This window comes from Arthrobacter sp. TJ-178, assembly GCF_058269275.1.
The window spans coordinates 669,727-695,578 of record NZ_JBZCNK010000002.1; the positions used below are offsets into that span (position 1 = coordinate 669,727).

The window sequence follows — 25,852 nt, forward strand, 5'->3', positions numbered from 1 at the left end:
AAAGAACAGAGCCGCGAGGACGATCGCTAGGAAGGTGTACTGGCGTTTGGCTCCGGTGGCCGGGCGCAGGGCTTTTTTGGGTGCCTGCGGGGCGGCGGGGGCGTCGGTGGCCGTCATTGTTTTGCTCCGAACAGTCCCTGGGGACGCAGAAAGAGAATAAGGACGAAGATCCCGAAGACCAGGATCAGTGACCCGCTGCCCGGGAGGTACAGGGACCCGACGGTCTGCAGCACGCCGATGAACAGGCCGCCCACCAGGGCGCCCGGGATACTGCCCAGCCCGCCAAGGACCACGATGACAAAGGCGAGGGTAGTGAACTGTTCCCCGGCTGTGGGCACCAGTGTGGTGAACGGGGTGATCAAGCCGCCGGCCACGGCCACTGAAGCCGCACCAAGCCCGAAGGTCACGGCGTAGACACGGCGGACGTTCACGCCCACGAGTGATGCACCGGTGCCGTTGGCAGCCACCGCGCGGATGGCCAGGCCCATGGAGGTTTTACGCAGCACCAGGGTCAGTCCCGCCGCCACGAGCACCGCTCCGGCAAAGGCAATGATCCGCTGAGTGTCAGCGAGCGCGCCGAGGATTTCGATGCTGCCGCTGACCGGGGCTTCCACGCTCTTAGGCCGGCCGCCGAAGATCATCAGCAACACATTCACGATCAGCAGGGACAAGCCCAGGGTCACCAGAAGCGGCCGGTCGTGACTGGCATCTTCGGTGAGCCTGTTGAGCAGGGCTGTCTGCACCAGCCAGCCGAAGCCGAACAGCAGCGGGATGGTCAGCACGACCGCAACGTACAGGTTCAGTCCCAAGCTGCTCTGGAGGACATATACCAGGTACATGGACAGGGTGAGCATGGCGCCCTGGGCGAAGTTCACGATTCCAAGGACACCGAAAATCAGCGTGAGGCCCAGCGAGACCAGGGCGTAGACCCCGCCCAGCAGGAGTCCTGACACCAGATACTGGGTCACCAGGGATGCTTCCCGGTCCCCGAGCAGGTAGATGAGGGCCAGGCCCACCACCGCGATCCCGCCGATGGTGAGGGTGATGCGCACGCCGCCGGCGGTCAGCGGGTTGCTTTTGGCAGCGGGCGCCGCCGGAGCTTCTGTAATAGCCATAAATTCCCTGCTTTAGTTGCCGGAGCCGGTCGGGAAGACAAGGTCCGCCGTGGCGAATTCCTGCGGGAAGACCTGCTCCACCTTGCCGTCCAGGACCTGCATGACAATGACCGTGGCATTGGTGTTCTGCCCGTCCTCACCGAATTCGATGGGACCGTCGAAAGCAAGCAGCGGATCTTCCAGGCTGAGACCGGCGATGGCGTCACGCAGCTCTTCCGGGTCAGCCGAACCGCTCTTCTCCAGGCCTTCGGCGATGACCTCCACCGCTTGGTAGGAGAGCATGGATGCCGTCTCCATGGGCTTGCCGTACTTCGCTTCGAAGCGTTCGCGGATGTCGGCGGCGCGGTCACTGGTGGCGCTGTAGTGGTAGTTGGCGCTGAGGACTTCGGTACCGGCGTCGCCTGCTGCTGCGGGGAAGGACGTGTCGTCAAAGGCTCCGCTGGCAATACCGAACACAGCCTTGGTTTCATTGGCCATGGAGCCCACGGCCTTGGCCACCAGAAGGTTATCCGGGTAGTAGCCGGTCACGGCAATGATGTCCGGGTTTCCGGCCAGGGCTTCGCTGACCTGGGTGGTGGCGTCGGAGAAGTTGCTGCCGGAGTAGGTGATTTCCTTGGTAATGGTGATGCCCTGTTTCTCGGCTTCCTCCTTGAAGGCCGCGAAGACCGAGTCACCGAAGGCGCCTTCAATGTGGATGTAGGCCGCCGAGTCAATCGGCTCGCCGGTCTCCTCCCCCATGGCCACCAGTGCCCTCGCACCAGCCTGGCCCATACTGCTGGCGTCCGGCTGGATGCGGAAAGTGTTCTTATAGCCCTGTTCCAGGATCTTGTCATCCACGGCCACATCGATGACCAGGGGAACCTTGGAACGCTCGGCCACGGAGGCGACATTCTGAGTGACGTCGGACTGATAGGTGCCTACCAGGGCAACAGCGCCCTCACTGATAAGCCGCTGCGCTTCACTCTGTCCCACCTGGGCCTGGCCCTGGCTGTCCCCGTCACTGAGTGTCAGCTGGGCTCCGCCCAGGGATTCGATGCCGCCGGCGGCGTTGATGTCCTCCACGGCCAGCTTCGCGCCGTCGTTCATCAACCCGCCCACACCTGCGAGGCTTCCGCTGAGCGGATGAACGGAGCCGATGGTCACGCTCTCCACGGATTCCGAGCCGGATTCAGCGGATTCGGACGAACATGCTGAGAGCCCGACGAGGCTGGCAACCAGCACCGCTGCGGACAGGGCATTTCTTTTCATGGCGGTATTTCCCTTCATATGCCTGGAAGTCGGTCCGCTGAGCGGAACAAAGGAATGTAGCTTTGTTCCGCTCAACGGACTACCAATGGGGGGTGCAGCAAGGCTTTCGCCCCATTGTGCACGACTGTGACCTGGATTACTAGCTGGTAATCTGATGTTAACCTGTTGGAATCATTCCGCCCACCGGAACAGTAAGATAGAGTGACGTTCCGGAAAGGAAGAAGCATGGCGCCGAATTCAGACTTACAACCCACGGCCGGTGGGACCGAGGCAGCGGATCGGGTGGCCGACGTGCTGCTGCTGTTCAGCCGCGCCGACGGCGCCTTGGGCGTCTCCGAGATTGCCCGCGCCCTGAAGCTCAGCAAGGCGGTGGTCCACCGGATCCTGCAGTCCCTGGGTTCGCGCGGACTGCTCTCCACCGTTGATGCCTCGGGCAGCTATGTTCTGGGACCGGCCGCGATTGGCATGGGCAACAAAGCCTGGGGCCAGCTGGACTTTCGCACCATTGCTGCACCAGTACTGCGCCAGCTGCGTGATGACACCCGGGAAACCACCACACTGTCCGTGCTGATGAATCATTCCCGGCTGTACGTGGACCAATTTGAAAGCCCGCAGGAAATCAAGATGGTGGTGGACATCGGCGCCCGCCATCCGCTTCATTCGGGTGCCTCCAGCCGTGCGATGATCGCTTTCCTGCCCCCGTCCTACGTAGAGGAAGCCGTCTCTGCGCTGAAGCAGTCCAAACCGGATTTCAATGAAGCGGAATACCGGCAGCTGCTGGAGTCCGTCCGGCGCGACGGATACGCAACATCCTTCAATGAACGCAACATCGGTGCGGCCTCCATCGCAGCACCATTCTTCGACAAAACCGGCAATGTCCTCGGAGCCATCAGCTCCTGCGGGCCGATTTTCCGCTTTAGCACCGCGGATACCGTCGGCCATGCCGCCAAAGTATCCGCTGCCGCGCGTGAAATCACGAGGCTGCTGGCCAGATAGGAACACCATGCCCTCCACCCCGCCGGTCCTCCCGCGATCCTTTCTTTATGTCCCCGGCATCAAGCCGGACCTCTTTCCCAAGGCCGCAGCCGGTCCGGCAGACGCCGTGATCCTGGACTTGGAGGATGCTGTTCCGGTGAACCGTAAGGATGAAGCCCGGGCATCAGTGCAATCCTGGCTGCTCGCAGAGCGTGAGCAGCATTCATCCCGTCCGGGTACGGTACGGCAGCAGCAGTGGGCACGGCTCAATGCCGATGACTTCGCAGCCGACCTGCAAAGCATCGCTTCAACAGCATTGGACGGTGTCTTCCTGGCCAAGTGCACGGCCTCCTCCCTGCGGCAAACCGCCGCCCTTTTGGCTGACCTTGAAGATGAAGGCCGTTTGGCTCCCGGGGTTGGAATCATCGGACTGATCGAAGATGCTGCGGCCCTCATGGATCTGGTTGCCATCACCGGTTCCCAGCGTCTGGTCACGCTCGGCATCGGAGAAGTGGACCTCATGGCGGACATGCGGATGTCCCGCGGCGAAACTACCGAACCAGCCCTGGATTCGATTCGCGCCCGCATCGTCATGGCCTGCTCATCCGCCGGGTTGAGTGCCCCGGTGGCGCCCACTTCCACGGACATCAGAGATCTGGAGACCTTCGAGAAAACCGGACGGAAGATGCAGGACTTGGGGTTCCGCTCCCGCACGGCGGTGCACCCCTCGCAGGTCCAGGTGATCAACAGTGTTTTCACACCCGCCTCTGACGCCGTGGATGCGGCACGGGAAGTTCTGGCGGTTTTCGATGGCGGCAGCGACGGTGTCACAGTGGACAGCAACGGCCGCATGATTGATGCTGCAGTAATCCGCTCCGCCCAGGAGACGATTGCGCGCGCGTCGGCGTCCTAGGGTCAGCACAACATCCGGCTAAATTGTGAATGACGTGATCGCGCACACTGTAGGATCACCTTTTCCGATCTAGTGCGGAGGACCCATGCCGGTCATTGACCTGAACAGCGACGTCGGCGAATCCTTCGGCCACTGGCAGATGGGCGACGACGCTGCCATCTTTGAGTCCGTCTCCAGCGCCAATGTGGCGTGCGGCTTCCATGCCGGCGACCCCTCCACCATTGCGCGGACCTGCCGCGACGCCGCGGCCGCAGGAGTCACGATCGGCGCCCACGTCGCATACCGGGATCTGGCCGGCTTCGGCCGCCGCTTCCTGGACTGCTCCTACACCGAGCTGTTCGACGACGTGCTGTACCAGCTCGGTGCGCTGCAGTCCCTGGCACGGGCCGCCGGCGCCGAGGTCCGCTACGTGAAGCCCCACGGCGCCCTGTACAACACGATCGTCCGCCACGAGATGCACGCCCAGGCCGTGGTCGACGCCGTCGCCGCCTTCGACAAGAGCCTTCCCCTGCTGCTGCTGCCCGGCGCCGTCGCACTGGATCTGGCGGGCGACGCCGGACTTCGGGGAGTTGCCGAAGCATTCGCTGACCGCAACTACAACGCGGACGGCACCCTGGTTCCGCGCCGCGAAGCCGACGCCGTCATTCACGACGCCGGCCAGGCCACCGCCAACATGGTCCGTCTTGCCACCGACGGCACCATCACCGCCGTCGACGGCACAGTGCTGCCGATGAATGCTGCCTCCATCTGCGTCCACGGCGACACTCCGGGCGCTGTCGCCATGGCCCGTGCAGTGCGCTCCGGCCTGGAGAACGCCGGCGTCACCATCCAGAGCTTCGTGTGAGGTCATCTCCGATCACCGGCATCCGCCCCGCGGGCACCCGGGCGCTGCTGGTGGAGCTGGATTCGCTGGCCGATGTCACGGCGCTTCATGCGGAGCTGAAGGCCCGCCCGTTCCCCGGGCAGGTTGATGTCCTCGCGGCCGCCGGCACCGTCCTGGTCCGGTTCGCGGGCCGGCGCGAGACGGTTGCCGCTGCCGGACTCCTCGAGGCCCTGGACCTGAAGCACGACGCCGTAATCCCGGACGCCCGCACGGTCACCATCGACGCGGTGTACGACGGCGCCGACCTCGCCGAGGTGGCCCGCCTCACCGGCCTTTCCCCGGACGCCGTCATCACGGCCCACACGGGCACCCCCTGGCTTGGCGCCTTTGGCGGCTTCGCCCCCGGCTTCACCTACCTCACCGGCGGCGATCCGGCGCTGAGCGTCCCCCGCCGCGACAGTCCCCGCACTGTTGTCCCTGCCGGCTCCGTTGCCCTGGCAGGCGACTATTCAGCGGTCTATCCCCGGGAATCCCCGGGTGGCTGGCAGCTGATTGGCCGCACCAATGCCCCGATGTGGGACCTTTCCCGCTCCAATCCTGCTCTCATCCGCCCTGGCGACCACGTCATCTTTCACTCTGTCCGCGAACTGGTTCAGATAACCACCCCCTCCACCGGCGCCAAATCACCTCAAGCCACCGACCAGGCCGCGGACTCTGACCTCACCGTAACGTCAGGTTCCGAGGGGATGGGGAGTCTCGTGAGTCCCGCATCGCCGAGCGAGGAACGAGCGAGGTGTCTAAGGGACGATGAGACTTCTCATCCCAACCAACCCGGTCGCACATCGCTGGAGATCAAAGCTCCCGGCCTGCAGTCTTCGATTCAGGATTTGGGCCGCCCCGGCTATGCCGACCTGGGCGTATCCGCCGCCGGCGCCACTGACACCCGCTCCTCGCGTCAGGCCAACCGGCTGGTCGGCAACCCGCCCGAGGCTGCGGTGATCGTGAGCCCGTTCGGCGGCCTGGAACTGACCGCCCACGGCGACGTGGTGCTGGCCCTGTCCGGCGCAGAGCTGCCCGCTGCCGTCAGTTCGCCGGCCGTCGACCGCAACCGCCCCGCACCGCTGAACACTCCCTTTGCGCTGCTCAGCGGTGAAACCCTGTCGCTGGGTGCTCCGTACCGCGGAGTGCGCTGCTACCTTGCCGTCCGCGGCGGAGTTGACGTTGCCCCGGTCCTGGGCAGCCGCAGCACCGACACGCTGAGCGGTATCGGCCCGCCGCCCCTGGTTGCGGGGGTCAGGCTGCCGGTGGGTGAAGTTTCCCGCCTCATCCCGGTGGGAGCTCCGGAACCCTCCGCGCTCCCTGACACCTTTTCCGCAACCGAGCCGGCACTGCTGCGGATCACGGCCGGTCCGCGGCAGGACTGGTTCGGCGCCGACGCCGTCGAGTCCCTCACCGGGCACCTTTGGCTGGCCACGAGCGAATCCAACCGGATCGGCGTACGTCTGGAGACCGATCCGAAGGACCCGGAGGCCCGCCCGCTGGTACGCGTCCGCGGCGGCGAACTGCCCAGCGAAGGCGTGGTGGAAGGAGCACTGCAGGTCCCGCCGTCGGGCCTTCCCGTCCTCTTCCTTGCCGACCACCCGGTGACCGGCGGCTACCCGGTGATCGCCGTCGTCGTGCCACAGGATGTGCCGGTTGCCGCCCAGCTGCCGCCGGGCCATCCGGTCCGCTTTGTTTTTGTGAACCCCGACAGCCTGGCGCCGCTCTCCCCCGAGGCCGCAGCCGGGATGTTTATGGAAGGAACCCAGTGAACAAGGTCCTGATCGCCAACCGCGGCGAAATCGCCGTGCGAGTGGTGCGTGCCTGTGCTGATGCCGGCATCGCCTCCGCCGCCGTGTATTCGGATCCCGACGCCGATGCTCTCCATGTGCGCCTGGCCGATGAGGCCTTTGCGCTGCACGGTTCCGCCGGTGCGGATACGTATCTGGACATCCCCAAGCTGATCGCCGCTGCCCGGCGGGCCGGAGCTGACGCCGTCCACCCCGGCTACGGTTTCCTTTCTGAGAACGCTGATTTTGCGCAGGCCGTGCTCGACGCCGGCCTCACCTGGATCGGCCCCTCGCCGCAGGCCATCCGCGACCTGGGCAACAAGGTGACCGCGCGCGAGATTGCCGTCCGCGCCGGAGCACCCCTGGTGCCCGGAACCGACGGGCCGGCAGCGAGCTCCGAAGAGGTCCGCGCCTTTGCAGAAGAACACGGTTTGCCCGTGGTCATCAAGGCCGCCTTTGGCGGCGGTGGACGCGGCATGAAGATTGCGCGCCGCATGGAAGATGTGGAGGACGCGTTCGAATCAGCGGCCCGCGAAGCGGTATCCGCCTTTGGCCGCGGCGAGTGTTTCGCCGAACGTTTCCTGGACCGGCCCCGGCACGTCGAGGCGCAGGTACTGGCCGACACGCACGGCAACGTCGTCGTCGTCGGGACCCGTGACTGTTCGCTGCAGCGCCGGAACCAAAAACTTGTGGAGGAAGCTCCGGCGCCGTTCCTGAGCGATGAGCAGCGTGCAACCATCTCTGCATCGGCCAAGGCTATCTGCCGCGAGGCCGGCTACACCGGCGCCGGAACCGTGGAGTATCTGGTCTCCCCCGACGGGCTGATCAGCTTCCTGGAAGTGAACACCCGGCTGCAGGTGGAGCATCCGGTGACCGAGGAAACCACGGGCGTGGATCTGGTCCGCGAGCAGTTCCGCATTGCCGACGGACTGCCGCTGTCCCTGACCGAGGATCCGGTGCCGCACGGGCATGCGTTTGAGTTCCGGCTCAACGCCGAGGATCCCGCCCGGGGGTTCCTGCCCGGTCCCGGCCTGGTGGAGGCCTTCGAGCCGCCCACCGGACCGGGCATCCGGATGGATTCGGGCGTCCGGTCCGGCTCCGTGGTGCCCGCCGAGTACGACTCGCTGATGGCCAAGCTCATTGTCTGGGGCGAGGACCGTCCGCAGGCGCTGCGCCGGGCCCGGGCCGCCCTGGATGAATTGGTGATCCGCGGCGTGCCCACGGTGCTGCCGTTCCACCGGGCCGTGGTTCGCTCAGAGGCATTCACCCGTGCCGGGGAACTGGGGGTTTACACCACGTGGATTGAGTCCGAGTTTGCCGAACCGCTGGCCGCATCACCCGAGATAGCCGCGTCCCAGCCCGGAGCCGAACGCGAGACCCTGACCATCGACGTCGACGGGCGGGCAGTTGCAGTGGGCGTTCCGTCGGCGCTGCTGAATGCTCTGCGCTCCGGCGGAGGTGCGGGCGCGGGAGGTGCCGCGGGCGCAGCGGGCGCTGGAGCCAGCGGCGGGGTCACCGCGGAGGACGCAGATCTGGTTTCTCCGATGTCCGGGAAGCTGGTGAAATGGATGGCCGACGACGGTGCGGACCTGGCCGGGGATGATCCGGTGGCCGTGCTGGAAGCCATGAAAATGGAAACCACGGTCCGTGCGCACCGCACCGGAGTGTTCTCCCGTGCCCCGCTCACACCGGGTAGCGCCGTCGGCCGCGGGGATGTTCTGGGCAGAATCGGCTCCTAACCTTCGGAAGTCCCTTCTGTGCCCCTGTGGTGGTCCTCCGGATCCTTCGTCCATGCCGCTAGATTAGGAGCGTGCTTACTAATATGGGGGATATTAGCGCTGACCGCGCTGGACACGTAAACACCACTGCCTGGGTGGCCGACGTGCTGCGCAGCCGCATAGCTGCCGGAGATCTGCCGCCGGGAACAAAGCTGTCCGAGCAACAGCTCGCGGCGTCACTTCAAGTCTCCCGGAACACCCTGCGGGAAGCGTTCACCATACTCGCCAGCGAATCCATCGTGACGCGCTACCCCAACCGGGGAGTTTTCGTTGCCTCGCCCGGCTCCGATGCTGTGCGGGAAATTTACCAGACGCGTCGGATATTGGAGCCGGCCGCAGTTCTCTGGGGACCTGAACTGGATCTCGCGCGGTTCGATGCGGTGATCAGCGCGGGAGCGGAGGCGAAGTCCTGCGGAAGTATTGCCGACATGGCCACGGCCAATCAGAACTTCCACCAGACAGTGGTTTCCATGTCCGGCAGCCCGCAGCTGCAGCAGGCGATGAGCTGCGTTCTGGCGGAGATGCGCCTGGTTTTCCACGCCATGATCACAAAGCCGGACTTTCATGCCCGCTACGTCGACGAAAATGCGGCACTTGTTGAACTGCTGCGTGCGAGCCGCCGCCCGGAGGCCGCGGAGGCGCTGCGCGGGTATTTGGATGCCGCCGAGGCTGAGCTGTTGGAGCATCTGGAGTCTCTTGAGCATCTGGAGTTTTAGATTTCTTTTGAGCCCAGCACATTCCTGATTCGTTGCAGAAGTTGGGCTTTCCCCGCTGATTGACGACGATTAGCAGTATCGCGAATGCTGCATTAGACTCAGTCAACTTATTGAACACGCTTTACATAGGGGACATTATGAAGAAGACCGCAGCAGGCCTTGGCCTGGCAGCAGTACTGGGACTTTCCATTGCATCGGCAACACCGGCTATGGCCGTTGTCGGAGCCTACGAGAATTGCACCGCAGCTGCAAACGATGGTGTTTACAACATTCCGGTCGGCGCCCCCGGATACGGGCCCCACCTTGATGAGGACAGCGACGGCATCGGTTGTGAAAACTCATCTATTGCATACCGCCCGGCCCCCGAAACGGCTCCTACTCCCGGAGTGGTAACGCCTGATCCGGCAGCAGTAACGCCTAATACCATGGCACCTCAGGTTATTCAGGTGCCCGCGGGCGCCCCCAATACGGGCGTAGTAGAAGAAGGCAACAACACCTCGCTCGTCTTCATGCTCGCTGCCGGCGCAGCCGTGGTGACCGCTGCCGGTGTATCCGTTGCTTCGCGTCGCAAAGCAAGCAACGTTTAGTACGAACAGCTCTTTGAACTGGATTTCATCCAGCTATGAGTAATTTGCTGCATAATCGCCGCAATAGCCCCTTGGCTATTGCGGCGATTGCGCTTTCTCTTTTAACCGGATGCGGCACCACGGCGCAGGTGCCAACTTCAGCGCTTATCTCTGAATCTCCACCTTCCGTAGTGGCAATACCGGAAGCAGCTGCATCTCCGGCGCAGGCGCAGGATAACAACGCCATCCCCATTCCGCCTGCAGTAATGCATAATTCGCGGCCTGTGTCCGTGTCCATTCCGGACATTTCAACAGAATCAATTCTTATTGATCTCGGTTTGAACTCTGACGGAACTGTCGAAGTTCCCCCCGGGGAACCAGGCTCCCCCGCTGGCTGGTATCACGGATCTCCAACACCGGGTGAGCGGGGACCGGCCGTCCTGCTCGGTCATGTAAACGCGACAGACGGCGGCCCTGGCGTCTTTTCCGAGCTTCGGGAATTAGACGAGGGCGATGTCATCAACGTGACCCGCGAGGATGGCAGCATCGCAGCCTTCCGTGTGGTCGCAGGCGAGCAGTATTCAAAGGACAGCTTTCCGAGCAATCTGGTCTACGGCGATACCCCGGGGTCCGAACTGCGACTCATCACGTGTGACGGACACAACTTCTTTACCGGCGCCTACGAGGACAACTATGTCGTCTACGCGAAGCTAATCGCTGAATCATGATTGGTCCTATCGACTGATCCATCGGCGCGTCCTTGGCCGGCTCTCTAAACCAAATACGAGCTGTCCCGGGCATCCGTAATGAGCATGTGCCCCGAAGCGTGGCCGATGGCCAGCGAAGGCTTCGACTCCATGACGGCAGCCTGCGGCGTCACGCCGCAGGCCCAGAACACCGGCACGAAGCCTTCCTCGATCTCCACCGGATCACCAAAGTCCGGGTGTCCCAGATCGGCGATGCCGAGCTCTCCCGGATTGCCTACGTGCACGGGAGCGCCGTGGAGCGAAGGATAGTGCGAGGTGATGCGCACGGCGTCGGCCACTTGGGCAGCCGGAATCGGACGCATGGAAACCACCAGCGGGCCGCTGATTCTCCCTGCCGGCTGGCACCGAATGGACGTGCGGTACATGGGCGCGTTGGTGCCCTGATCGATGTGCGCAATGTGGATGCCGGCTTCCTGCAGGGCCGCTTCGAAGGTGAAGCTGCAGCCCACAATGAAGGTCACCAGATCATCGCGCCAGTACTGCGTGATGTCCGTGGGATCTGCAACCTGCTCCCCGTCCACATACACGGCGTAGCGCGGGAGGTCGGTCCTGATGTCTCCGCCGGCCAGCAGCGGCCCGGACGTTTCACCGGGATTCAGGACACCCAGGATCGGGCAGGGCTTGGGGTTGCGCTGGGCAAAGAGCAGGACGTCAAAAGCCTGATCCTTCGGAACGATAATCAGGTCCGCCTGCACATAGCCGGCCGACCAGCCCGCGGTCGGAGTGGCCAGCCCGCTGCGGAAGAGCAGGCGCGCTTCCGCCGGGGACAGCGCCTCAGTGGATACTGCATCCGCAAGTGGATGCCTCGACTCGCGGACGGAGGTCGACGACTCGCGGACGGGGTTCACCGCCTCGTGGACGAATTTCATCGATTCCTGGACGGAACCAAGAAGGGGTGCTTCGGACTTCAGGGCGCCTGCTTTGGATTTCACAATGACATCCTTTCGGCGGAGCTGCTTGGTGGTGTTACCGCACGGTCCGTCCGTAGGTGGGCTCGGCGAGGCCTCCCGCCGGACCGGTCGCTACGATTCGCCGCTTGGGAACTGCGGCACTGGAGCGGACAGCTCCCACTGCCTGCCGCACCCCAATCCGGACGGCGGGACCATGACCAGGCAGCAGCAGCGAAGCATCCAGCCTGCCAAGCTGCGCCAGGGAGCGGCGAGCGCCGTCGTCGTCGCCCTGAAACATGGAATCGAGCATCTGCGGACCCTTCCGCCGGCTGATCGCGTGGCCCGTGACCAGCGCATCGCCGGTAACAACGGCGCGGGCGGCCGGCAGATAAAAGGCCGTGTGGCCCGGGGTATGACCGGGAGTGGGAACAGCCACCGGCGACCCCGGCAGCGCGGCCAGTTCGACGTCGTCGTTCCACGCCGTGGCGCTGGGAACCACTACCCGGGCGGCGCCGCCGGATGTCAGGACGTACCAGGCCCACTGCGCCACAGCCGGCTGCCATGACCTGCTCAGGATGCGTCCCACGGATACCTGGTCCTTGTCCTCCCCGCGCAGATAGGGAAGCTCAGCAGCACTGCACAGAACGGGAATGCCGTAGGCGGCGGCCAAATAGCCGGCCGTTCCGGCATGGTCCACATGAGCGTGGGTGATCAGAACAGCAGCAGCGTCGGCAGGGTCCAGACCCGCGTCCTGCAGAGACGCCAGCACCAGGGGCAGGTTCCCGGGATATCCGCCGTCAATGAGCGTAAAGGCTTTCCCTTGGCGCAGGATGATCCAGTTGGACGCCGGGCCCTCCGCAAACCACACATCCTGAGCCGGTTCCGTCAGCAAATACCCCCGGCGCCCATGTCCACTGCGCATTCCGCCACCTCCTCTAAAGAGGTATATCCCGGCTTCGGGCGAGCCGCAACGGCGTTTGCTACGGTGCTCGCTACTCGGCTGAGGATTCGTAGAAGTTCCAAGCGGTGACCTGCTCGGGAACCGCCAGCGCGTGCTCACCGGCGGGGATGACCGACTGCAGCCAGCTGAGCTTGGATCCGGGACGGCCGCGGTGGGCCAGGACCATGGAGCCGAGCATGAACATGTCTGCAACAGGGGCGCGGACCGCAACGCCCTGGACCACGAACGGGCCGCCCAGAGCGTCAAACACCGCCGTCACCAGATCTCCGTGCTGAACGCTGCCGAGCAGGACATCCATGAATTCGTTGTCCGGGATGTGGGCGGTCAGGGCGGTCACAAAAGCCGCGTCCTCGTCCTGCAACAGTGCCAGGGAGTGGATGTCCCGCTCGGGCTTGCCGTTGTTTTCTATGCTGCGGTGGCCGAGCATCCGCACCCCGAGCACCGGGGATTTGAAGGTGGTTCCGGCCACCCGGAACACCCCGTAGTGGTCGCTCTTAAAGGTTGCAGCAGCAAGGTCGGCAGGGCACATCATGTCCAGGACGCCGCCCATGCCTTTGACGTCGCGGCGCTTGGGCAGGGCTGGCAGGGTCTCCGCCAGGGACAGCGGCTCGACGGCGGAGGGCAGCAGTGCCGCACCCGCGGCAGCCTCCACAGCAGCGCCGATCTCCACAACAGCGGCAGGCTCAGCGTCCAGAAGTTGCCGGAACGCCGCTTCTCCCATGATGTGCAGGCTCTGTCCCTTGGCCCGCAGGTCCTGGGCCTTCTGGACGGAGCGGCTGACGACGGCGCCGGGCCGCAGCATCTCCGCGTCCCAGTCGCCCACCACCAGCAGCGTGGTGGCGCGCGTCGGGGCATGGTTGTTCAGCGCTCCGCCGTGTTGCAGGACCAGCTGCTGCAGGATCGGGCGTTCCACGGAAAAGTCTCCGGTGAAGGAGACCGTGTGCCCGCCCAGTTTGGCCGAGATCGCTGCCACCGGCTTGGTGCGGTCCAGGGCAGGGCGCGGGGCGTACCGCTGCCCCCGGGTAACTGCCGGAACCGCTGCGACCGGAGTTCCGGCAAGACCTGCCGGAGACGTTGATCCGCAGAGTTGCAGTACGGCGTCAATGTCCGCCAGCCCTTCCCGCAGTGCCAGGCTGATGGTGATGTTGGCGCAGGCCTCAGCATCGGCGAGTCCGTCGTGATGCTGGAAGCTGCCGAAACCCAGGGCTGCGTGGACGGTGGGCAGTTTGTGGTTTTCCAGCGGCAGCAGCATCTGCGCCATTTTCACCGAGCAGCCGTACCGGAAGGCCTTGGAGGCAATTCCGGCAGCTGAGCTGGTTTTGCGGAAAACATCCAGGTCGAAGGCGGCGTTGTGGGCGATCACGGCGTCGTCGGCAATGAACGCAGCAATCTCCGCATGCGCCGCGGCCCAGGTGGGAGCCGTAGCCACCATGGCTTCCGTGATGCCGTGAATGGCGATGTTGCGCGGTTGGAAGCCTCCGCCGTCGATGGGCCGCAGGAGCCACTGTCCCCGGTCGACAATCCGGCCGTCCCGAACCTTCACCATGCCGAGGGCGCAGGCCGAGGCCCGCGATCCGTTGGCTGTTTCAAAGTCGATCGCGGTGAAGTTCAATGTCATGTTGTGTGCAGGTTCCTTGGAATTTCTGACCGAACTCAGCCCGGCAGCGATAACCGCAAATGGCGGCCCTCCACCTTACCTGCAAAGACTCTCTGGCAGACTCGACCCATGACGGATCCCCTGGACCTGGCCTGGCTGACCTCCCCCGGCGAGGTAACACCGGTGCTTCGGCAGCAGCTTGCCGGCTGCTGGCAGGAAGTAGCCAACAGCGGAGGCGCCGTGGGGTTCCCCTTTCCACCGGTCTCCGACTCGGACGTCGCCTCCGCCGTGGCAGACATGATCGGCTCATTGGATCTGCCGGAGAACCGCATCCTGACGGCCGGCAGCAACGGCCGGCTGGCCGGATGGTTGTTCCTGGCGGGCAACTCCGGCAAGCTCACCGCCCACTGGGCGCGGGTCCTCCGGGTGCAAACGGCTCTGGATTCCCGCGGACTCGGCGTAGGACGCACGCTCATGACCGAAGCTGCCCGGGCAGCGGCCGAAGACTTTGCCCTTGAGCAGCTGCATCTGGAACTGCGCTCCGGCCTGGGCCTGGAGGGCTTTTACCGTTCCTGCGGCTGGCGGGAAATCGGACGCTGGCCCGGAGCCCTCCGCCTGCCGGCCGGAGACTGTGACGAGGTGCTGATGGTGCTGGACCTGCAGCGGGCGGCAGAAGTTACCAGTGCAGAAGACCGGCCCTCCACGAAAAGGCGGGACTTGTAAGGTGGGACGGTGACCGCGCCTTCCTCCCCCGCCGCCAGGACCTCGACAGCTGCGGGAGCCGGCCGCTTCGCTCCCAGCCCCACCGGGGATCTGCACGTGGGAAACCTGCGCACCGCGGTTCTGGCCTGGCTTTTTGCGCGGTCCACCGGACGCGCTTTCCTGCTGCGGGTGGAGGACCTTGACCCGGAGCGGTCCCGGACTGAAGCGGGCCAGCTGCGGGACCTCGCCGCCGTCGGGCTCACCTGGGATGCGGCCCCGGTCCGCCAGTCCGAACGCACCGCACTGTACCTGGCCGCCGTCACCCGGCTGGCCGAGGCCGGCAGGGTGTACGAGTGCTTCTGCACCCGCAGCGAGATCGCCGACGCGCCCCGGGCACCGCATGCCCCTCCGGGTGCCTACCCCGGAACCTGCCGCAACCTCAGCGAGGCTGAACGCGCCCGACGGCGGCAGGAACGTCCCGCGGCCCTGCGCCTGCGCGCCGAGGTGGATCACTACACCGTGAACGATCTGCTGCACGGCGCCTACACCGGCCCGGTGGATGATCTGGTGCTGCTGCGCAACGACGGGGTGCCGCCCTACAACCTGGCGGTGGTGATCGACGACGCCGCCTCCGGAATTGATCAGGTGGTCCGCGGTGGAGACTTGCTCACTTCCGCTCCCCGGCAGGCGTATCTCGCCTCGCTGCTGGGCCTGCCGGAAGTGCAGTATGCGCATGTGCCGCTGGTGGTGAACCCGGAGGGGAGGCGGCTGGCGAAGCGCGACGGCGCCATCACCTTGGCGGCAATGGCCCGCAACGGCCTGGATGCCCCCGCAGTGAGGGACCTGATTCTGGCGTCCCTGAACCTCCCGCCGGGAACGCTGGACGAAGCGCTGGAGACGTTCGCACCGGCGTCGCTTCCGCGCGGGCCCTGGATTTTTCGGGCGGCGTCCTAGTTGCCGCCCAGGCGAATGCCTATCGCGACCACGAAGGCCACGAGTCCGATGATTCCCACGACGGCCGCGTCCCGCCGGTGGTGCAGCCACAGCCAGGAGGGTCGCCCGCTAAAGAATGCGTAGAGACCGGTCAGCAAAAGTATCAGCCCCGCCATGCCCACATATCCGGCTGCTCCGGAGGCAACACCCTGGGCGATGACCAGAAGCAGCATGACCAGTCCGAAGATGAAACTCCCCCAGTGAAAGGCCGGCTCGCCGGGGGCATGAGATCGTGAAACCGAGCTAGTCATGGTCTTCCCATCCTTGAGCCGCCGGCCGAAACGCGGATATACAGTCCGCTGGTTGCCCTTTCCATTGTCCGGCGGCAGTCCGTGCGTGTGAATACCGCCGGCAGCACCCCGCGCGGAGGCCGAAGCATTCCTTGGTCCAAAGATGGACTTTGCCCGAACCGTTGACGGTGTTTCCCGGCAGGCGTAGCTTCGTAATCAACCGAGAGGTTGAACAACCAGCACCTTGATTACCGCTGAACAGTGACACTGTTGGACAAAGACACCGTTGAACAGTGACACCGCTGAAGAGAGACACAGAAGCTGACCCACGCCATGAACACTGCGGAGGATGCGGATCTGGACCGGGCCTTCCTGGCCCTGGCTGATCCTGCACGGCGCCGCATCATCGCCCGGCTGTCCCGGGGCCCGGCAACGGTCAACGAACTGGCGGAACCCTTCGAGATCTCCAAGCAGGCCGTCTCGAAGCACATTCAGGTCCTCGAACAGGCGCAGCTCGTCACGCGCAGCCGTGACGCCCAGCGCCGGCCCGTCCACCTGAACCCCGCACGGTTGGAGGCACTCACCGCCTGGATTGACCAGTACCGGTTGATCCGCGAGGAGCAGTTCCGCAGCCTTGATGCCGTGCTCAACGCACAGGCCGCTGGGAAAGGCGGCCCGCAGGCAAAGGATCCATCATGACCAATGCACTGGAACTCAACGTCCCGGACGGACTTCCGTTCATCAACTTCTCCCGCGAGGTCGGCTATCCCGTGGCCTCCGTCTTCCGCGCCTACGCCGAACCGGACCTGATCCTGCAGTGGCTTGGCCCGCGCGGCATGAAAATGGAGATCAACCACTACGACTTCCGCACCGGCGGTTCCTACAGCTACATCCACACCGGTCCGGACGGAGTGCCGTACGAATTCCGCGGCATCTTCCACACGGTGCGCGAGAACGAGTCCGCCATTCAAACCTTCGAGTTCTCCGGGTATCCGGACATCACCAGCCTGGAGTTCATGACGCTCGAAGCGCTCGACGGCGACCGCACGCGGATCAGCGCGCATGCCGTCTATCCCTCCATGGAGGCCCGGGACGGCATGGCTGCCTCGGGCATGGAAGCCGGCGTCGCCGAAGGCTTCGACCGGATGGACGAGCTGCTGGCCCAGCTTCAGCCGGGAGCAGTGCAGGGACGGGATGCGTGATGAGCAATCCCCTGACACTGACTACCCCCGAGGGTGAGCCCCTGATGGAGTATTCCCGGGAGTTCGATTTCCCGGTCCATGACGTTTTCCGCGCCCACATGGATCCGGAAATTTTTGCCCAGTGGATCGGACCGCTCGACGTGGCAACGCGCATCGATCAGTTCGAAGCACGCACCGGCGGCGCCTATCGATTCGTGCATTCCAGGGGCGACGACGAGGAGTACGCCTTCCGCGGGGTATTCCACACGGTGCGCCGGGATGAGTTCGTGCTGATGACCTTCGAGTTTGAGGGCACTCCGGAAGTGGTGACCCTTGAATACACGACGTTCACGCCGCTGCCCGGCGGCCGGAGCCTGCTGACCGGCCGCTCCCTGTACCCCTCGGTGGAATCCCGCGACGAATTCCTGTCCAACGGCATGGAAGCCGGCATGTCCGACGGCTACAACCAGCTGGACGAGCTGCTCATCCGGGCCGGATCCACACCATAGAAAGCAGGTGCATCATGGATTGGACCCTGGAAGTGGTGGTGGTCCCGGTCAGCGACCTGGACCGGGCCATCACCTTCTACCGCGAGCAGGTCGGCTTCACTTTGGATCACCGCACCGTCAACGGGGACATGGACTTTGCCCAGCTGACGCCGCCGGGATCGGGGTGTTCCATCGTGATCGGCAACCTGCCGTCTCCGCAGCCAATGGAGCCCGGATCGATGAACGGGATGCAGCTCGTGGTCTCAGATGCCCGGGCTGCGCGGGAAGAGCTGCTCGGCCGCGGAGTGGAAGCGGGTGAAATTACGGTTTTCGACGAGCGCGACGGCGGTACCTTCTTCTGGTTCTCGGACCCGGACGGCAACACTTGGACGGTCCAGGAAATGAAGGTGCGGGCCGAGCACCCCCTGATTCCGCACAGCAGCCGGACGCTGTGACCCCCATGTCAGGCCGCCGGGGACGCTGATCCATCGACATGCCGGCTTTAACCCACTTGACTGGGTTTCATGCAGGCGGCTCTGGATCCGATGTGGGCAACATATGCGGTGCTGGCGCTGGCCGTGCTGGGCTTCATGACAAACCGGGTTCCGCTCGTCATCGTCGCACTGTTCGTCCCCCTGGCGTTATGGGCCACGGGGGTGCTTCCCCTGGACGAAGCCCTGCAGGGCTTCAGCGATCCCGTTGTCCTGTTCATTGCCTCGCTTTTCGTCCTCAGCGACGCCCTGGACGCCACCGGCATTACGGCCTGGATCGGACAGCAGCTCGAGAGGCGCTCCTCGCTGCGTGGGGCCGGGCTTCTCCTGGCGATCATGGCTGCCGCGGCAGCGCTCTCTGCCGTGATCAGCATCAACGGTGCCGTGGCAGCGCTGCTGCCTGTGGGCATCGTTGCAGCGGGACGGTCCGGCGTCGTTCCCTCACGCATGCTGATTCCGCTGGCCTTCGCGGCCGGCGCGGGTTCCCTGCTGACCCTGACGGGGACGCCGGTGAACATCATCGTCTCCGAAGTCGCTGCTGAATCAGGCGGGCGGGAGTTCGGGTACTTTGAGTTTGCGCTGGTGGGACTGCCGCTCGTCATCCTCACCGCGCTCCTCGTGGTGGCCTTCGGCGGACATCTCCTGCCTGAGCGGATCCCCGAGCGGGTTCCGGGAAACACCGCCGACCCGCGCGAACGGGTGCGGTCCTGGCAGGAAAGATACGCGGCCGACCTTGACGCCGGACGGCTGTTCACCGGCGGTGAGGGAGTGTCCGAGGTTATCGTCGCACCGCACTCGAGGCTGATCGGGCGCACCGTTTTTCCCGGAGAGGTCATCGGGGACGGGGACCTCGTGGTGGTGGCGCTTCGCCGCGGCGGCACGCCGTCAACCGGCCCCGGGGTGCCCGCGGCAACGGGTGAGCTGACCCTCCACACAGGCGACGGCGTGCTGATCCACGGTCCGTGGGATGCCCTGCACCGCTACACCGACTCGTCCGACGTGATCGCCGTCGAGCCGACCCGGAACCTCCAGCGGAGCATACCGCTCGGACGCGGCTGGCGCCGCTGCCTTGCCGTGCTCATCGTCGCTATCGTCCTACTGGCAAGCGGCGCAGTTCCTCCGGCCATCGTGGGACTGCTCGCGGCTGGTGCACTGGTGGTCCTGCGGGTGGTCAGCGTCCCGCAGGGCTTCCGCGCAATTTCATGGGACACCGTGGTCCTGATCGCAGGACTCATCCCGCTCTCCAACGCTTTCGTCTCCTCGGGGGCCGCTGACCAGATTGCTTCATTTGTTGACCGGCTCACCGGCGGAGGGTCCCCCCGCTTCGCCCTCCTTGTGATCTGCGTGCTCACCCTCATCCTCAGCCAGGTCATCTCGAACGTGGCAACGGTGCTGGTGATGGCGCCCGTGGCAGTTTCCTTTGCCCAGTCACTGGACGTCAGCGTGCAGCCGTTCATGATGGCGCTGACCGTGGTGGGCGCCGCAGCTTTTCTTACCCCTATTGCCACACCGGCGAACCTCATGGTGATGCAGCCGGGCGGATACCGCTTTGGCGACTACTGGCGCCTAGGGCTGCCCCTGGCCCTCATCTTCCTTGCGGCCGGGGTGCTTTACGTGCCGCTGATTTGGCCCTTCTGAACCGAATCCGGAGCGGCAGGGGCCGCCGGGGCAGGCGGAGCAGCGTAGGCCGCCGGTGCGGGCGGAGCGGCATAGGCCGCCGGTGCGGGCGGAGCGGCATAGGCCGCCGGTGCCGGAGTCTCAGGCGCAGGCGCCGGGTTTTCGTCCTTCATCTGCCGTACCTCCGACCGGAAAATACGCAGCGACTGGCCGGCGCTGCGGGCCAGACCGGGAAGCCGCGGTGCGCCGAAAAGCAGCAACGCGAGGGCGATCACAATGACAAAATGCCAACCTTCAATTTTCATGGGCACATCCTATCGGCTGCAGCTTTGAACTTCGGGTGAACGAGGAACAGATCAATTGGCGAGCGCGCCCGCGAACCACCCGGTGATGGTGGTCGGGTGGGTGATCGCGGTACCCACGACGACGGCGAACGCGCCGGCATCCAGGCATGCCCGGGCCTGCGCCGGGGTATGGATCCGGCCCTCGGCAATCAGCGGCCGTCCCAGGTCCAGTGCGGCGATCTCCGCGATCAGTTCCAGGTCCGGCCCGTCGGTTTTCGGCCGTTCCCCCGTGTAGCCTGCCAGGGTGGTGCCGATCAGGTCCGCTCCCGCATCGGCTGCGGCCTTCGCGTCCAGGGCGGAACCGCAGTCAGCCATCACCAGCGCCCCGGTCTGCTCATGAAGAGCAGAGATGGTGTCGGCGAGCGTAAGCCCGTCCGGGCGCGGCCGGCGGGTGCCGTCAATGGCCACGATGTCCGAGCCCGCAGCAACACAGGCCAGGGCATGCTTCAGGGTGGGAGTGATGAAGACGCCGTCCGCCCCGTCCTTCCACAGGCCGATCATCGGAACGTCCACCGCGGCACGGGTCTGTTCCAGGTCCGAGATGCCCTGGATCCGCACTGCGGCAGCACCGCCGACCACCGCAGCCTGTGCCATCTGTGCCATGGTCCGCGGGTCCCGCAGGGGTTCGCCCGGATAGGCCTGGCAGGAGACAACCAGCTTCGATTCCAGGGCTGAGAGATCAACGCTCATGTGGCGTGTTGCTTGGGGTTCAGACACGGGTTTCCTCCGGAACATTTACGCGGTCAAAGGCAAGTTTGGCGGCGCCCACCACTGCGGCGTCGGCGCCCAGGACGGCCGGCACCACGGGCAGGCCGGCCAGCGGATCCATCAGCTCGGCACGCAGCGCCGTGAGGAACGGGTTCCACCACAGTTTTCCGGCTGCGGACACGCCGCCGCCGATCACCACGATGGCCGGATCCAGCACGTTGGCCAGTCCGCCCACTGTCTGTCCGGCAGCTTCAGCCCCATGGGTCAGGGCGCGCAGGGCCACCGACTCTCCGGCGGCGGCACGCACCGAAATTTCCCGGGCCGTTGCGGCAGCACCGTCCCCGCCCAGCCGCCGATACAGATTGCTGATGGACGGGCCGGAGGCGATGGCTTCCAGATGCCCGGCGCGCCCGCAGCTGCACGGCAGCGCGCGGCCGGCGTCGTCGTAGGCGTAGGGAGAGGCGAGATGCCCCACGTGCCCGGCCACGGCGCGCTCCCCCGTGTGCGCGGCGCCGTTCAGGATCAGGGAACCGCCGACGCCGGTACCCACGGCCACCAGCAGCGTGGACGACGCACCGGCGGAAGCACCCTGCCAGTGCTCGCCCAGATTGTGGGCGTGCACGTCGTTGACGGCATAGGCGGGCAGCCTGGCCTCCCGGCCCAGGTGTGCGGCCAGCGGGGTGCCGGCCCAGCCGGTGAGGGAATCGGTGGCTGACACCACCGATCCGTTCCGCGCGTCAATCACCCCGGCGGAGCCGATGCCCACGGCCACCGGCAGCAGTCCGGCGGTCCGGGCCTGCGCCAGCAGGGATTCCACCAGCCCGACGGCGGTAGCCAGGATCGCTGCCGGGCCGGCGGTTGCCGGAGTGGGCCGGGAAGCCGATGCATGCAGCATGCCGGCGGCATCCACAATTCCGGCGGCGGTTTTGGTGCCGCCGATATCCACCCCGATGACGCAGTGTTGAACCGGCTGCATCCCTAGATCAGGCCGTTGCGCTCAAGGATGGTGGCGATGGCGGCCGTTTCGGGCTCGTTCAGGGACACCATGGGCGCGGACATGATGTTGGTGTCAATGACGCCCATCAGCATCAGTGCAGTCTTGAAGGCGCCGAGGCCGGCCGCACCGCCGGAGACGCGGCCCGGTGTGGGTGCGTAGACGATGTTGAAGACGTCAGCGAGGCGGTCCTGCTCGCTCGCGGCGGTGGCAAAGTCCCCGCTGGAAGCTGCGTCGTACAGGCGGCGGTAACCGGCCGGATCCACGTTGCCCAGCCCGGGCACCACGCCGTCGGCACCGCCCAGCAGGGCTCCGTCCACCACTACCTCGTGGCCCGTGAAGACCGAGAAGTTGTCGATGCTGCGGGCGGCCAGGCAGAGCTGACGGAAGGAGACGTCATCGCCGGAGGAATCCTTGACGCCGGCAATGACCTGGTCCAGGCCCAGCTGGATCAGCAGGTTCAGGGGCAGCTTGTAATTGGTGCGGACCGGAACGTCGTAGGCGAAGATCGGCACGTCAAGGGCAGCGTGAATGCTGCGGAAGTGGGTGTCGGTTTCCAGTGCATCAGACAGTGCATAGAACTGGGACGTGACCACCAGGGCGTCGGCTCCAAGACCGATCATCCTCCGGCCTTCTTCGATGACGCGGCTGGTGCTCTGCTCGCTGGCACCCACAATCAGGGGAACCTGCCCGGCGTTGACCCCCGCGATGGTGGTGAGCACCAGGTCGCGCTCACTGTTGGTCAGGTACGGGACCTCGCCGGAGGAGCCCAGGACGAACAGTCCGTGGACGCCGCCTTCCAGCAGGTGCTTGGTGACCCGGGTCAGGGAGTGGGTGTCAATGCTGCCGTCCGCGCTGCGGGGAGTGACAACGGGCGGGATGACGCCGTGGAACTGGTGGTTGGGCTGAGAGGCCACAGATATCTCCAAGTGCTGGTAATGGTGTGCGGTGGAACAGATCAGTGCGGTGGAACAGGATGAAAATCAGGGATGCAGCAGGCTGGGCGCGGCGCCCAGGAGCTTGCGGGTGTACTCGTCTTCGGGATGGGTGAAGACCTGTTCGGCCGGCCCTTCCTCGACGATCCGCCCGTAGTACATGACGCAGATCCGGTCGGAAACGTAGCGGACGGTCTGGATGTCATGCGAGATGAAGACCATGCCCAGGTTCAGCTCGCGCTTCAGGTCGGCGAGCAGGTTCAGCACCTGCGCCCGGACGGACACGTCCAGGGCGGAGGTGGGTTCGTCAGCCACGATGACCGCCGGATCCAGGGCCAGCGCCCGGGCAATGGCCACGCGCTGGCGCTGCCCGCCGGAGACCTGGTGCGGCGTGACTTCCGCGGCGGAATACGGCAGTCCCACCAGGGCCAGCAGATCCTTGACCTTGGCCGCCCGGGAGCGAGCATCGCCGATGCCGTGGACCTGCAGCGGATCGGTGAGGATGTCCTGGATGGTCATCCGCGGGTTCAGCGCGGTTGACGGGTCCTGGAAGACGACGGCGACGTCCTGGCCAAAGTGCTTGCGGTCCGCCGCGCGGCGGATGCTGACCGGCTTGCCGTGGAAGAGCACCTGCCCGGCGGTGGGTTCCTGCAGCCCCACCAGCACTGATGCCAGGGTGGACTTGCCGCAGCCGGACTCCCCCACCACCCCCACGGTTTCGCCGCGGCGGACCGTGAAGTCCACGCCGTCCACGGCCTTGACAATGTTGGGCCGGAAGATGGAACCGGTGCGGCTGCGGTGATGGACCTTCAAACCCTTCAGCTCCAGGACCGGCACGTTCCCCATAGTCGTTTCGGTGCTCATGACTGTCCTTCGGCGCTGGTGCCGGCGGCGGCCAGGGCGGCGCCGTCGTCGTTGTGGCTGTCGGCCAGGTGGCTGGCCCAGAAATGGTCGCCCTCGCCCACACGGACAAAGGACAGGACCTGGTCCGGATCGGCGTCCGGGCGCAGTGACCGTTCGGCAAACCGGTCGCCGGCGGCAAATTCGCGCGGCGAGGGAACGGTGCCCTGGATCTGGTGGAGCCGGTCGGCGTCGGATTCGATGGAGAGTACGGCGCCGAGCAGGCCCCGGGTGTACTCATGCTGCGGGTTCCGCATGAGTTCGGAGGCTCCGGCGGATTCCACCACCTGCCCGGCGTACATGACAGTGATCCGGTGTGCCAGCGAGGCAACCAGGGCGAGGTCGTGGCTGACGAACACCATGGCAAAGCCCAGCTCCTCGCGCAGTTCGTTGAGCAGGTCCACCACCTGTTTCTGAACGGTGACGTCCAGGGCGGTGGTGGGTTCGTCCGCCACAATGATCTTCGGCGAGCGGGAGAGCGCCATGGCCACGAGGACGCGCTGGCGCTGTCCGCCGGAGAGCTCGTGCGGGTAGCTCTTGAGCGTCCGGTCCGGATCCAGCTTCACCATTTCCAGCAGTTCGCGCGGCGTCTTGCGGCCGTTGCGGCGGGTCAGCTGCAGGAGCTGGTCCTTGATCAGCATGGACGGGTTGAGTGAGCTCAGTGCGTCCTGATAGACCATGGCGATCTGCTCGCCGCGCAGGCCGCGGTACAGGCGGTCCCGTTGCCGCGGATCGTTGGTGAGCAGTTCCTTGCCCTGGAAGGTGATGGAACCGCTGAGGACCGCGGTGGGCGGCAGCAGGCCCATGATGGCCAGCGAGGTGATCGATTTTCCGCAGCCGGACTCTCCCACCAGGCCCATGGTTTCGCCTTCGCGGACGGTGAAGCTGACCCGGTCCACAATGGCGGTGTCTCCGTAGCGGCCGGGGAACCGGATGGACAGGTCCCGAACCTCAAGGATGACCGGTCCATCCGCGGACACAGCGGGCAGCCGGTCGGTGCGCTGCGCTTCCACCGCCGCCAGCAGCTGCAGTTCCTCGGCCAGTGCGGCCAGGGAGCCGGGCAGGTTGATCCGGGCGGCTGCGGGGTCTGCGGGGCGCTCGGGATCGGCGGGTGCTGTCTCCGGATCGACGACGGCGTCCGCGGCCGGCGGAGCCGACGGCACGGCGGTGGCGGCTGCCAGCTTGACCGTGGCCTCCTTGACGGGAGCGGCACGGCGCATCCGCGGATTCACCATTGCGTCGGTGAGCCCTTCGGCCAGGATGTTCAGCGCCAGGACGGTGAGCAGGATGCTGATGCCGCCAAACGTCGTCGGCCACCAGGCACCGCTGAAGACCACGTTGCGCCCGTCCGCCATCACGTTGCCCCAGGAGGCCGACGGCGGCTGGACGCCGGCGCCGAGGAAGGACAGGGATGCCTCAAGGATGATCGCGTCGGCCACCATGACCGTGGCGAACACCAGCACGGGAGCTGCGGTGTTGCGGATGACGTGCTTGGTCAGGATGAACAGCCGGCCGGCGCCGATCACCCGTTCGGCGCGGACGTAGTCTTCGCCGTACTGGGCGAGCACATTGGCGCGGACCACGCGGGCCAGCTGCGGGGTGTAGACAATGGCGATGGCAAAGATGATCACCGGGACGGTGGAGCCGAAGAGGGTGAGCGAGTATTCCTTGAGCGCAAAGAGCAGGGCAGCGGCCAGGGCGATGCCGGGGAAGGCCATCATGATGTCCAGGACGCGCATGATGCCTTCATTGACCCACTTGCGTGAGGTCGCAGCCAGTGCGCCGAGGATGGATCCCAGGATCACGGCCACGGCCACCGACCCCAGGCCGATGGCGGCCGAGACGCGGGCGCCGTAGAGGAGGCGGGAGAAGACGTCGTAGCTGGAGCCGTCGGTTCCCATCAGGTGGTCGCCGCCGGGAGCCAGCACCGGGGCACTGGACTCATTTTCCCCGAAGGGCGCCAGCGACGGGCCGGCAATGGCGATGAAGGCCACGATGATCAGGAAGGCCAGGGCCAGTTTGGAGCTGAAGTTCAGGGATTTGAAGCGGGCGCCTGAGTTGGCGAGCCGTTCAGCGAGTCCGTTGCGCATG

28 protein-coding genes are annotated in these 25,852 nt (G+C 65.6%); 16 read left to right on the plus strand and 12 right to left on the minus strand.

Features of this window, described 5'->3' with window-relative positions:
- The first annotated feature begins 55 nt into the window (after nucleotides 1-55).
- The gene (locus AC4D2Q_RS09320) at nucleotides 56-160 is read left to right on the plus strand and encodes a twin-arginine translocation signal domain-containing protein (protein ID WP_400927755.1); all 105 of its coding nucleotides are present in this window, start codon (nucleotides 56-58) and stop codon (nucleotides 158-160) included.
- Here the strand turns inward: AC4D2Q_RS09320 and AC4D2Q_RS09325 are convergent.
- Nucleotides 114-1,115, minus strand: a complete 1,002-nt coding sequence (locus tag AC4D2Q_RS09325) for a branched-chain amino acid ABC transporter permease (RefSeq protein WP_490946173.1) — start codon at nucleotides 1,113-1,115, stop codon at nucleotides 114-116. The two genes, AC4D2Q_RS09320 and AC4D2Q_RS09325, sit on opposite strands and share 47 nt — an antisense overlap.
- Before the next feature lie 12 nt (nucleotides 1,116-1,127).
- A complete protein-coding gene (locus AC4D2Q_RS09330) occupies nucleotides 1,128-2,363 on the minus strand; it encodes an ABC transporter substrate-binding protein (RefSeq protein WP_490946174.1) in 1,236 nt (411 codons plus the stop codon).
- Between the two features lie 225 nt (nucleotides 2,364-2,588).
- On the opposite strand from AC4D2Q_RS09330, the gene AC4D2Q_RS09335 reads away from it, so the two are divergent.
- The 8 genes from AC4D2Q_RS09335 (at nucleotide 2,589) to AC4D2Q_RS09370 (ending at nucleotide 10,691) form a co-directional block, all read left to right on the plus strand.
- The gene (locus AC4D2Q_RS09335; RefSeq protein WP_490946175.1) at nucleotides 2,589-3,359 is read left to right on the plus strand and encodes an IclR family transcriptional regulator; all 771 of its coding nucleotides are present in this window, start codon (nucleotides 2,589-2,591) and stop codon (nucleotides 3,357-3,359) included.
- A gap of 7 nt (nucleotides 3,360-3,366) precedes the next feature.
- On the plus strand, nucleotides 3,367-4,251 hold the full coding sequence (locus tag AC4D2Q_RS09340; protein ID WP_490946176.1) for an HpcH/HpaI aldolase/citrate lyase family protein: 885 nt from the start codon (nucleotides 3,367-3,369) through the stop codon (nucleotides 4,249-4,251).
- Nucleotides 4,252-4,336: 85 nt separating this feature from the next.
- Nucleotides 4,337-5,095 carry a LamB/YcsF family protein gene (locus AC4D2Q_RS09345; protein ID WP_490946177.1) on the plus strand — a complete coding sequence of 253 codons (759 nt, stop codon included), beginning with the start codon at nucleotides 4,337-4,339 and terminating at the stop codon, nucleotides 5,093-5,095.
- A complete protein-coding gene (locus AC4D2Q_RS09350; protein WP_490946178.1) occupies nucleotides 5,092-6,885 on the plus strand; it encodes a 5-oxoprolinase subunit B/C family protein in 1,794 nt (597 codons plus the stop codon). The genes AC4D2Q_RS09345 and AC4D2Q_RS09350 overlap by 4 nt, the downstream gene beginning before the upstream one ends.
- Complete coding sequence (locus tag AC4D2Q_RS09355) at nucleotides 6,882-8,642, plus strand: acetyl/propionyl/methylcrotonyl-CoA carboxylase subunit alpha (RefSeq protein WP_490946179.1); 1,761 nt, start codon at nucleotides 6,882-6,884, stop codon at nucleotides 8,640-8,642. The genes AC4D2Q_RS09350 and AC4D2Q_RS09355 overlap by 4 nt, the downstream gene beginning before the upstream one ends.
- Nucleotides 8,643-8,725: 83 nt before the next feature.
- Entirely contained in the window at nucleotides 8,726-9,397 is a 672-nt protein-coding gene (locus AC4D2Q_RS09360) for a GntR family transcriptional regulator (RefSeq protein WP_490946180.1), read from the plus strand.
- Between the two features lie 137 nt (nucleotides 9,398-9,534).
- Entirely contained in the window at nucleotides 9,535-9,984 is a 450-nt protein-coding gene (locus AC4D2Q_RS09365; protein ID WP_490946181.1) for an excalibur calcium-binding domain-containing protein, read from the plus strand.
- A gap of 35 nt (nucleotides 9,985-10,019) precedes the next feature.
- Entirely contained in the window at nucleotides 10,020-10,691 is a 672-nt protein-coding gene (locus tag AC4D2Q_RS09370; RefSeq protein WP_490946182.1) for a class F sortase, read from the plus strand.
- 44 nt (nucleotides 10,692-10,735) lie between these two features.
- On the opposite strand, the gene AC4D2Q_RS09375 is transcribed toward AC4D2Q_RS09370, so the two are convergent.
- The 3 genes from AC4D2Q_RS09375 to AC4D2Q_RS09385 form a co-directional block, all read right to left on the minus strand.
- On the minus strand, nucleotides 10,736-11,662 hold the full coding sequence (locus AC4D2Q_RS09375; protein WP_490946183.1) for a putative hydro-lyase: 927 nt from the start codon (nucleotides 11,660-11,662) through the stop codon (nucleotides 10,736-10,738).
- Nucleotides 11,663-11,696: 34 nt separating this feature from the next.
- Nucleotides 11,697-12,542 carry an MBL fold metallo-hydrolase gene (locus AC4D2Q_RS09380; RefSeq protein ID WP_490946184.1) on the minus strand — a complete coding sequence of 282 codons (846 nt, stop codon included), beginning with the start codon at nucleotides 12,540-12,542 and terminating at the stop codon, nucleotides 11,697-11,699.
- 70 nt (nucleotides 12,543-12,612) lie between these two features.
- Nucleotides 12,613-14,199, minus strand: a complete 1,587-nt coding sequence (locus AC4D2Q_RS09385; RefSeq protein WP_490946185.1) for an exonuclease domain-containing protein — start codon at nucleotides 14,197-14,199, stop codon at nucleotides 12,613-12,615.
- 108 nt (nucleotides 14,200-14,307) lie between these two features.
- Here AC4D2Q_RS09385 and AC4D2Q_RS09390 point away from each other — a divergent pair, with 108 nt between their 5' ends.
- Nucleotides 14,308-14,901: a GNAT family N-acetyltransferase gene (locus tag AC4D2Q_RS09390; RefSeq protein ID WP_490946186.1), complete on the plus strand. Its 594-nt coding sequence runs from the start codon at nucleotides 14,308-14,310 to the stop codon at nucleotides 14,899-14,901.
- Between the two features lie 9 nt (nucleotides 14,902-14,910).
- Nucleotides 14,911-15,834, plus strand: a complete 924-nt coding sequence (gene gluQRS / locus AC4D2Q_RS09395) for a tRNA glutamyl-Q(34) synthetase GluQRS (protein WP_490946187.1) — start codon at nucleotides 14,911-14,913, stop codon at nucleotides 15,832-15,834.
- Here gluQRS and AC4D2Q_RS09400 read toward each other — a convergent pair.
- Nucleotides 15,831-16,124, minus strand: a complete 294-nt coding sequence (locus AC4D2Q_RS09400; RefSeq protein ID WP_400927610.1) for a hypothetical protein — start codon at nucleotides 16,122-16,124, stop codon at nucleotides 15,831-15,833. The two genes, gluQRS and AC4D2Q_RS09400, sit on opposite strands and share 4 nt — an antisense overlap.
- 312 nt (nucleotides 16,125-16,436) lie before the next feature.
- Between AC4D2Q_RS09400 and AC4D2Q_RS09405 the strand changes: the two genes are divergently transcribed.
- The 5 genes from AC4D2Q_RS09405 to AC4D2Q_RS09425 all read left to right on the plus strand — a co-directional run bounded on the left by AC4D2Q_RS09405 (nucleotide 16,437) and on the right by AC4D2Q_RS09425 (nucleotide 19,901).
- Entirely contained in the window at nucleotides 16,437-16,802 is a 366-nt protein-coding gene (locus AC4D2Q_RS09405; protein ID WP_490946188.1) for an ArsR/SmtB family transcription factor, read from the plus strand.
- Nucleotides 16,799-17,305 (plus strand): SRPBCC family protein, encoded by a 507-nt coding sequence (locus AC4D2Q_RS09410; RefSeq protein WP_490946189.1) that lies wholly within the window; start codon nucleotides 16,799-16,801, stop codon nucleotides 17,303-17,305. The genes AC4D2Q_RS09405 and AC4D2Q_RS09410 overlap by 4 nt, the downstream gene beginning before the upstream one ends.
- Nucleotides 17,305-17,793, plus strand: a complete 489-nt coding sequence (locus tag AC4D2Q_RS09415; protein ID WP_490946190.1) for an SRPBCC family protein — start codon at nucleotides 17,305-17,307, stop codon at nucleotides 17,791-17,793. The genes AC4D2Q_RS09410 and AC4D2Q_RS09415 overlap by 1 nt, the downstream gene beginning before the upstream one ends.
- 14 nt (nucleotides 17,794-17,807) lie before the next feature.
- Entirely contained in the window at nucleotides 17,808-18,227 is a 420-nt protein-coding gene (locus tag AC4D2Q_RS09420) for a VOC family protein (protein WP_490946191.1), read from the plus strand.
- 69 nt (nucleotides 18,228-18,296) lie between these two features.
- Nucleotides 18,297-19,901, plus strand: a complete 1,605-nt coding sequence (locus AC4D2Q_RS09425; RefSeq protein WP_490946192.1) for an SLC13 family permease — start codon at nucleotides 18,297-18,299, stop codon at nucleotides 19,899-19,901.
- Here AC4D2Q_RS09425 and tatA read toward each other — a convergent pair.
- The 6 genes from tatA to AC4D2Q_RS09455 form a co-directional block, all read right to left on the minus strand.
- Nucleotides 19,874-20,185, minus strand: coding sequence for a Sec-independent protein translocase subunit TatA (gene tatA, locus AC4D2Q_RS09430; protein ID WP_490946193.1), 312 nt, complete (start codon nucleotides 20,183-20,185; stop codon nucleotides 19,874-19,876). The two genes, AC4D2Q_RS09425 and tatA, sit on opposite strands and share 28 nt — an antisense overlap.
- Before the next feature lie 51 nt (nucleotides 20,186-20,236).
- A complete protein-coding gene (locus AC4D2Q_RS09435; protein WP_490946226.1) occupies nucleotides 20,237-20,914 on the minus strand; it encodes an N-acetylmannosamine-6-phosphate 2-epimerase in 678 nt (225 codons plus the stop codon).
- 19 nt (nucleotides 20,915-20,933) lie between these two features.
- The gene (locus AC4D2Q_RS09440) at nucleotides 20,934-21,908 is read right to left on the minus strand and encodes an ROK family protein (protein ID WP_490946194.1); all 975 of its coding nucleotides are present in this window, start codon (nucleotides 21,906-21,908) and stop codon (nucleotides 20,934-20,936) included.
- A gap of 2 nt (nucleotides 21,909-21,910) precedes the next feature.
- Nucleotides 21,911-22,843, minus strand: a complete 933-nt coding sequence (locus AC4D2Q_RS09445) for a dihydrodipicolinate synthase family protein (RefSeq protein WP_490946195.1) — start codon at nucleotides 22,841-22,843, stop codon at nucleotides 21,911-21,913.
- Between the two features lie 66 nt (nucleotides 22,844-22,909).
- On the minus strand, nucleotides 22,910-23,725 hold the full coding sequence (locus AC4D2Q_RS09450) for an ATP-binding cassette domain-containing protein (protein ID WP_400927634.1): 816 nt from the start codon (nucleotides 23,723-23,725) through the stop codon (nucleotides 22,910-22,912).
- On the minus strand, nucleotides 23,722-25,851 hold the full coding sequence (locus AC4D2Q_RS09455) for an oligopeptide/dipeptide ABC transporter ATP-binding protein (protein ID WP_490946196.1): 2,130 nt from the start codon (nucleotides 25,849-25,851) through the stop codon (nucleotides 23,722-23,724). The genes AC4D2Q_RS09450 and AC4D2Q_RS09455 overlap by 4 nt, the downstream gene beginning before the upstream one ends.
- Nucleotide 25,852 lies beyond the last annotated feature (1 nt).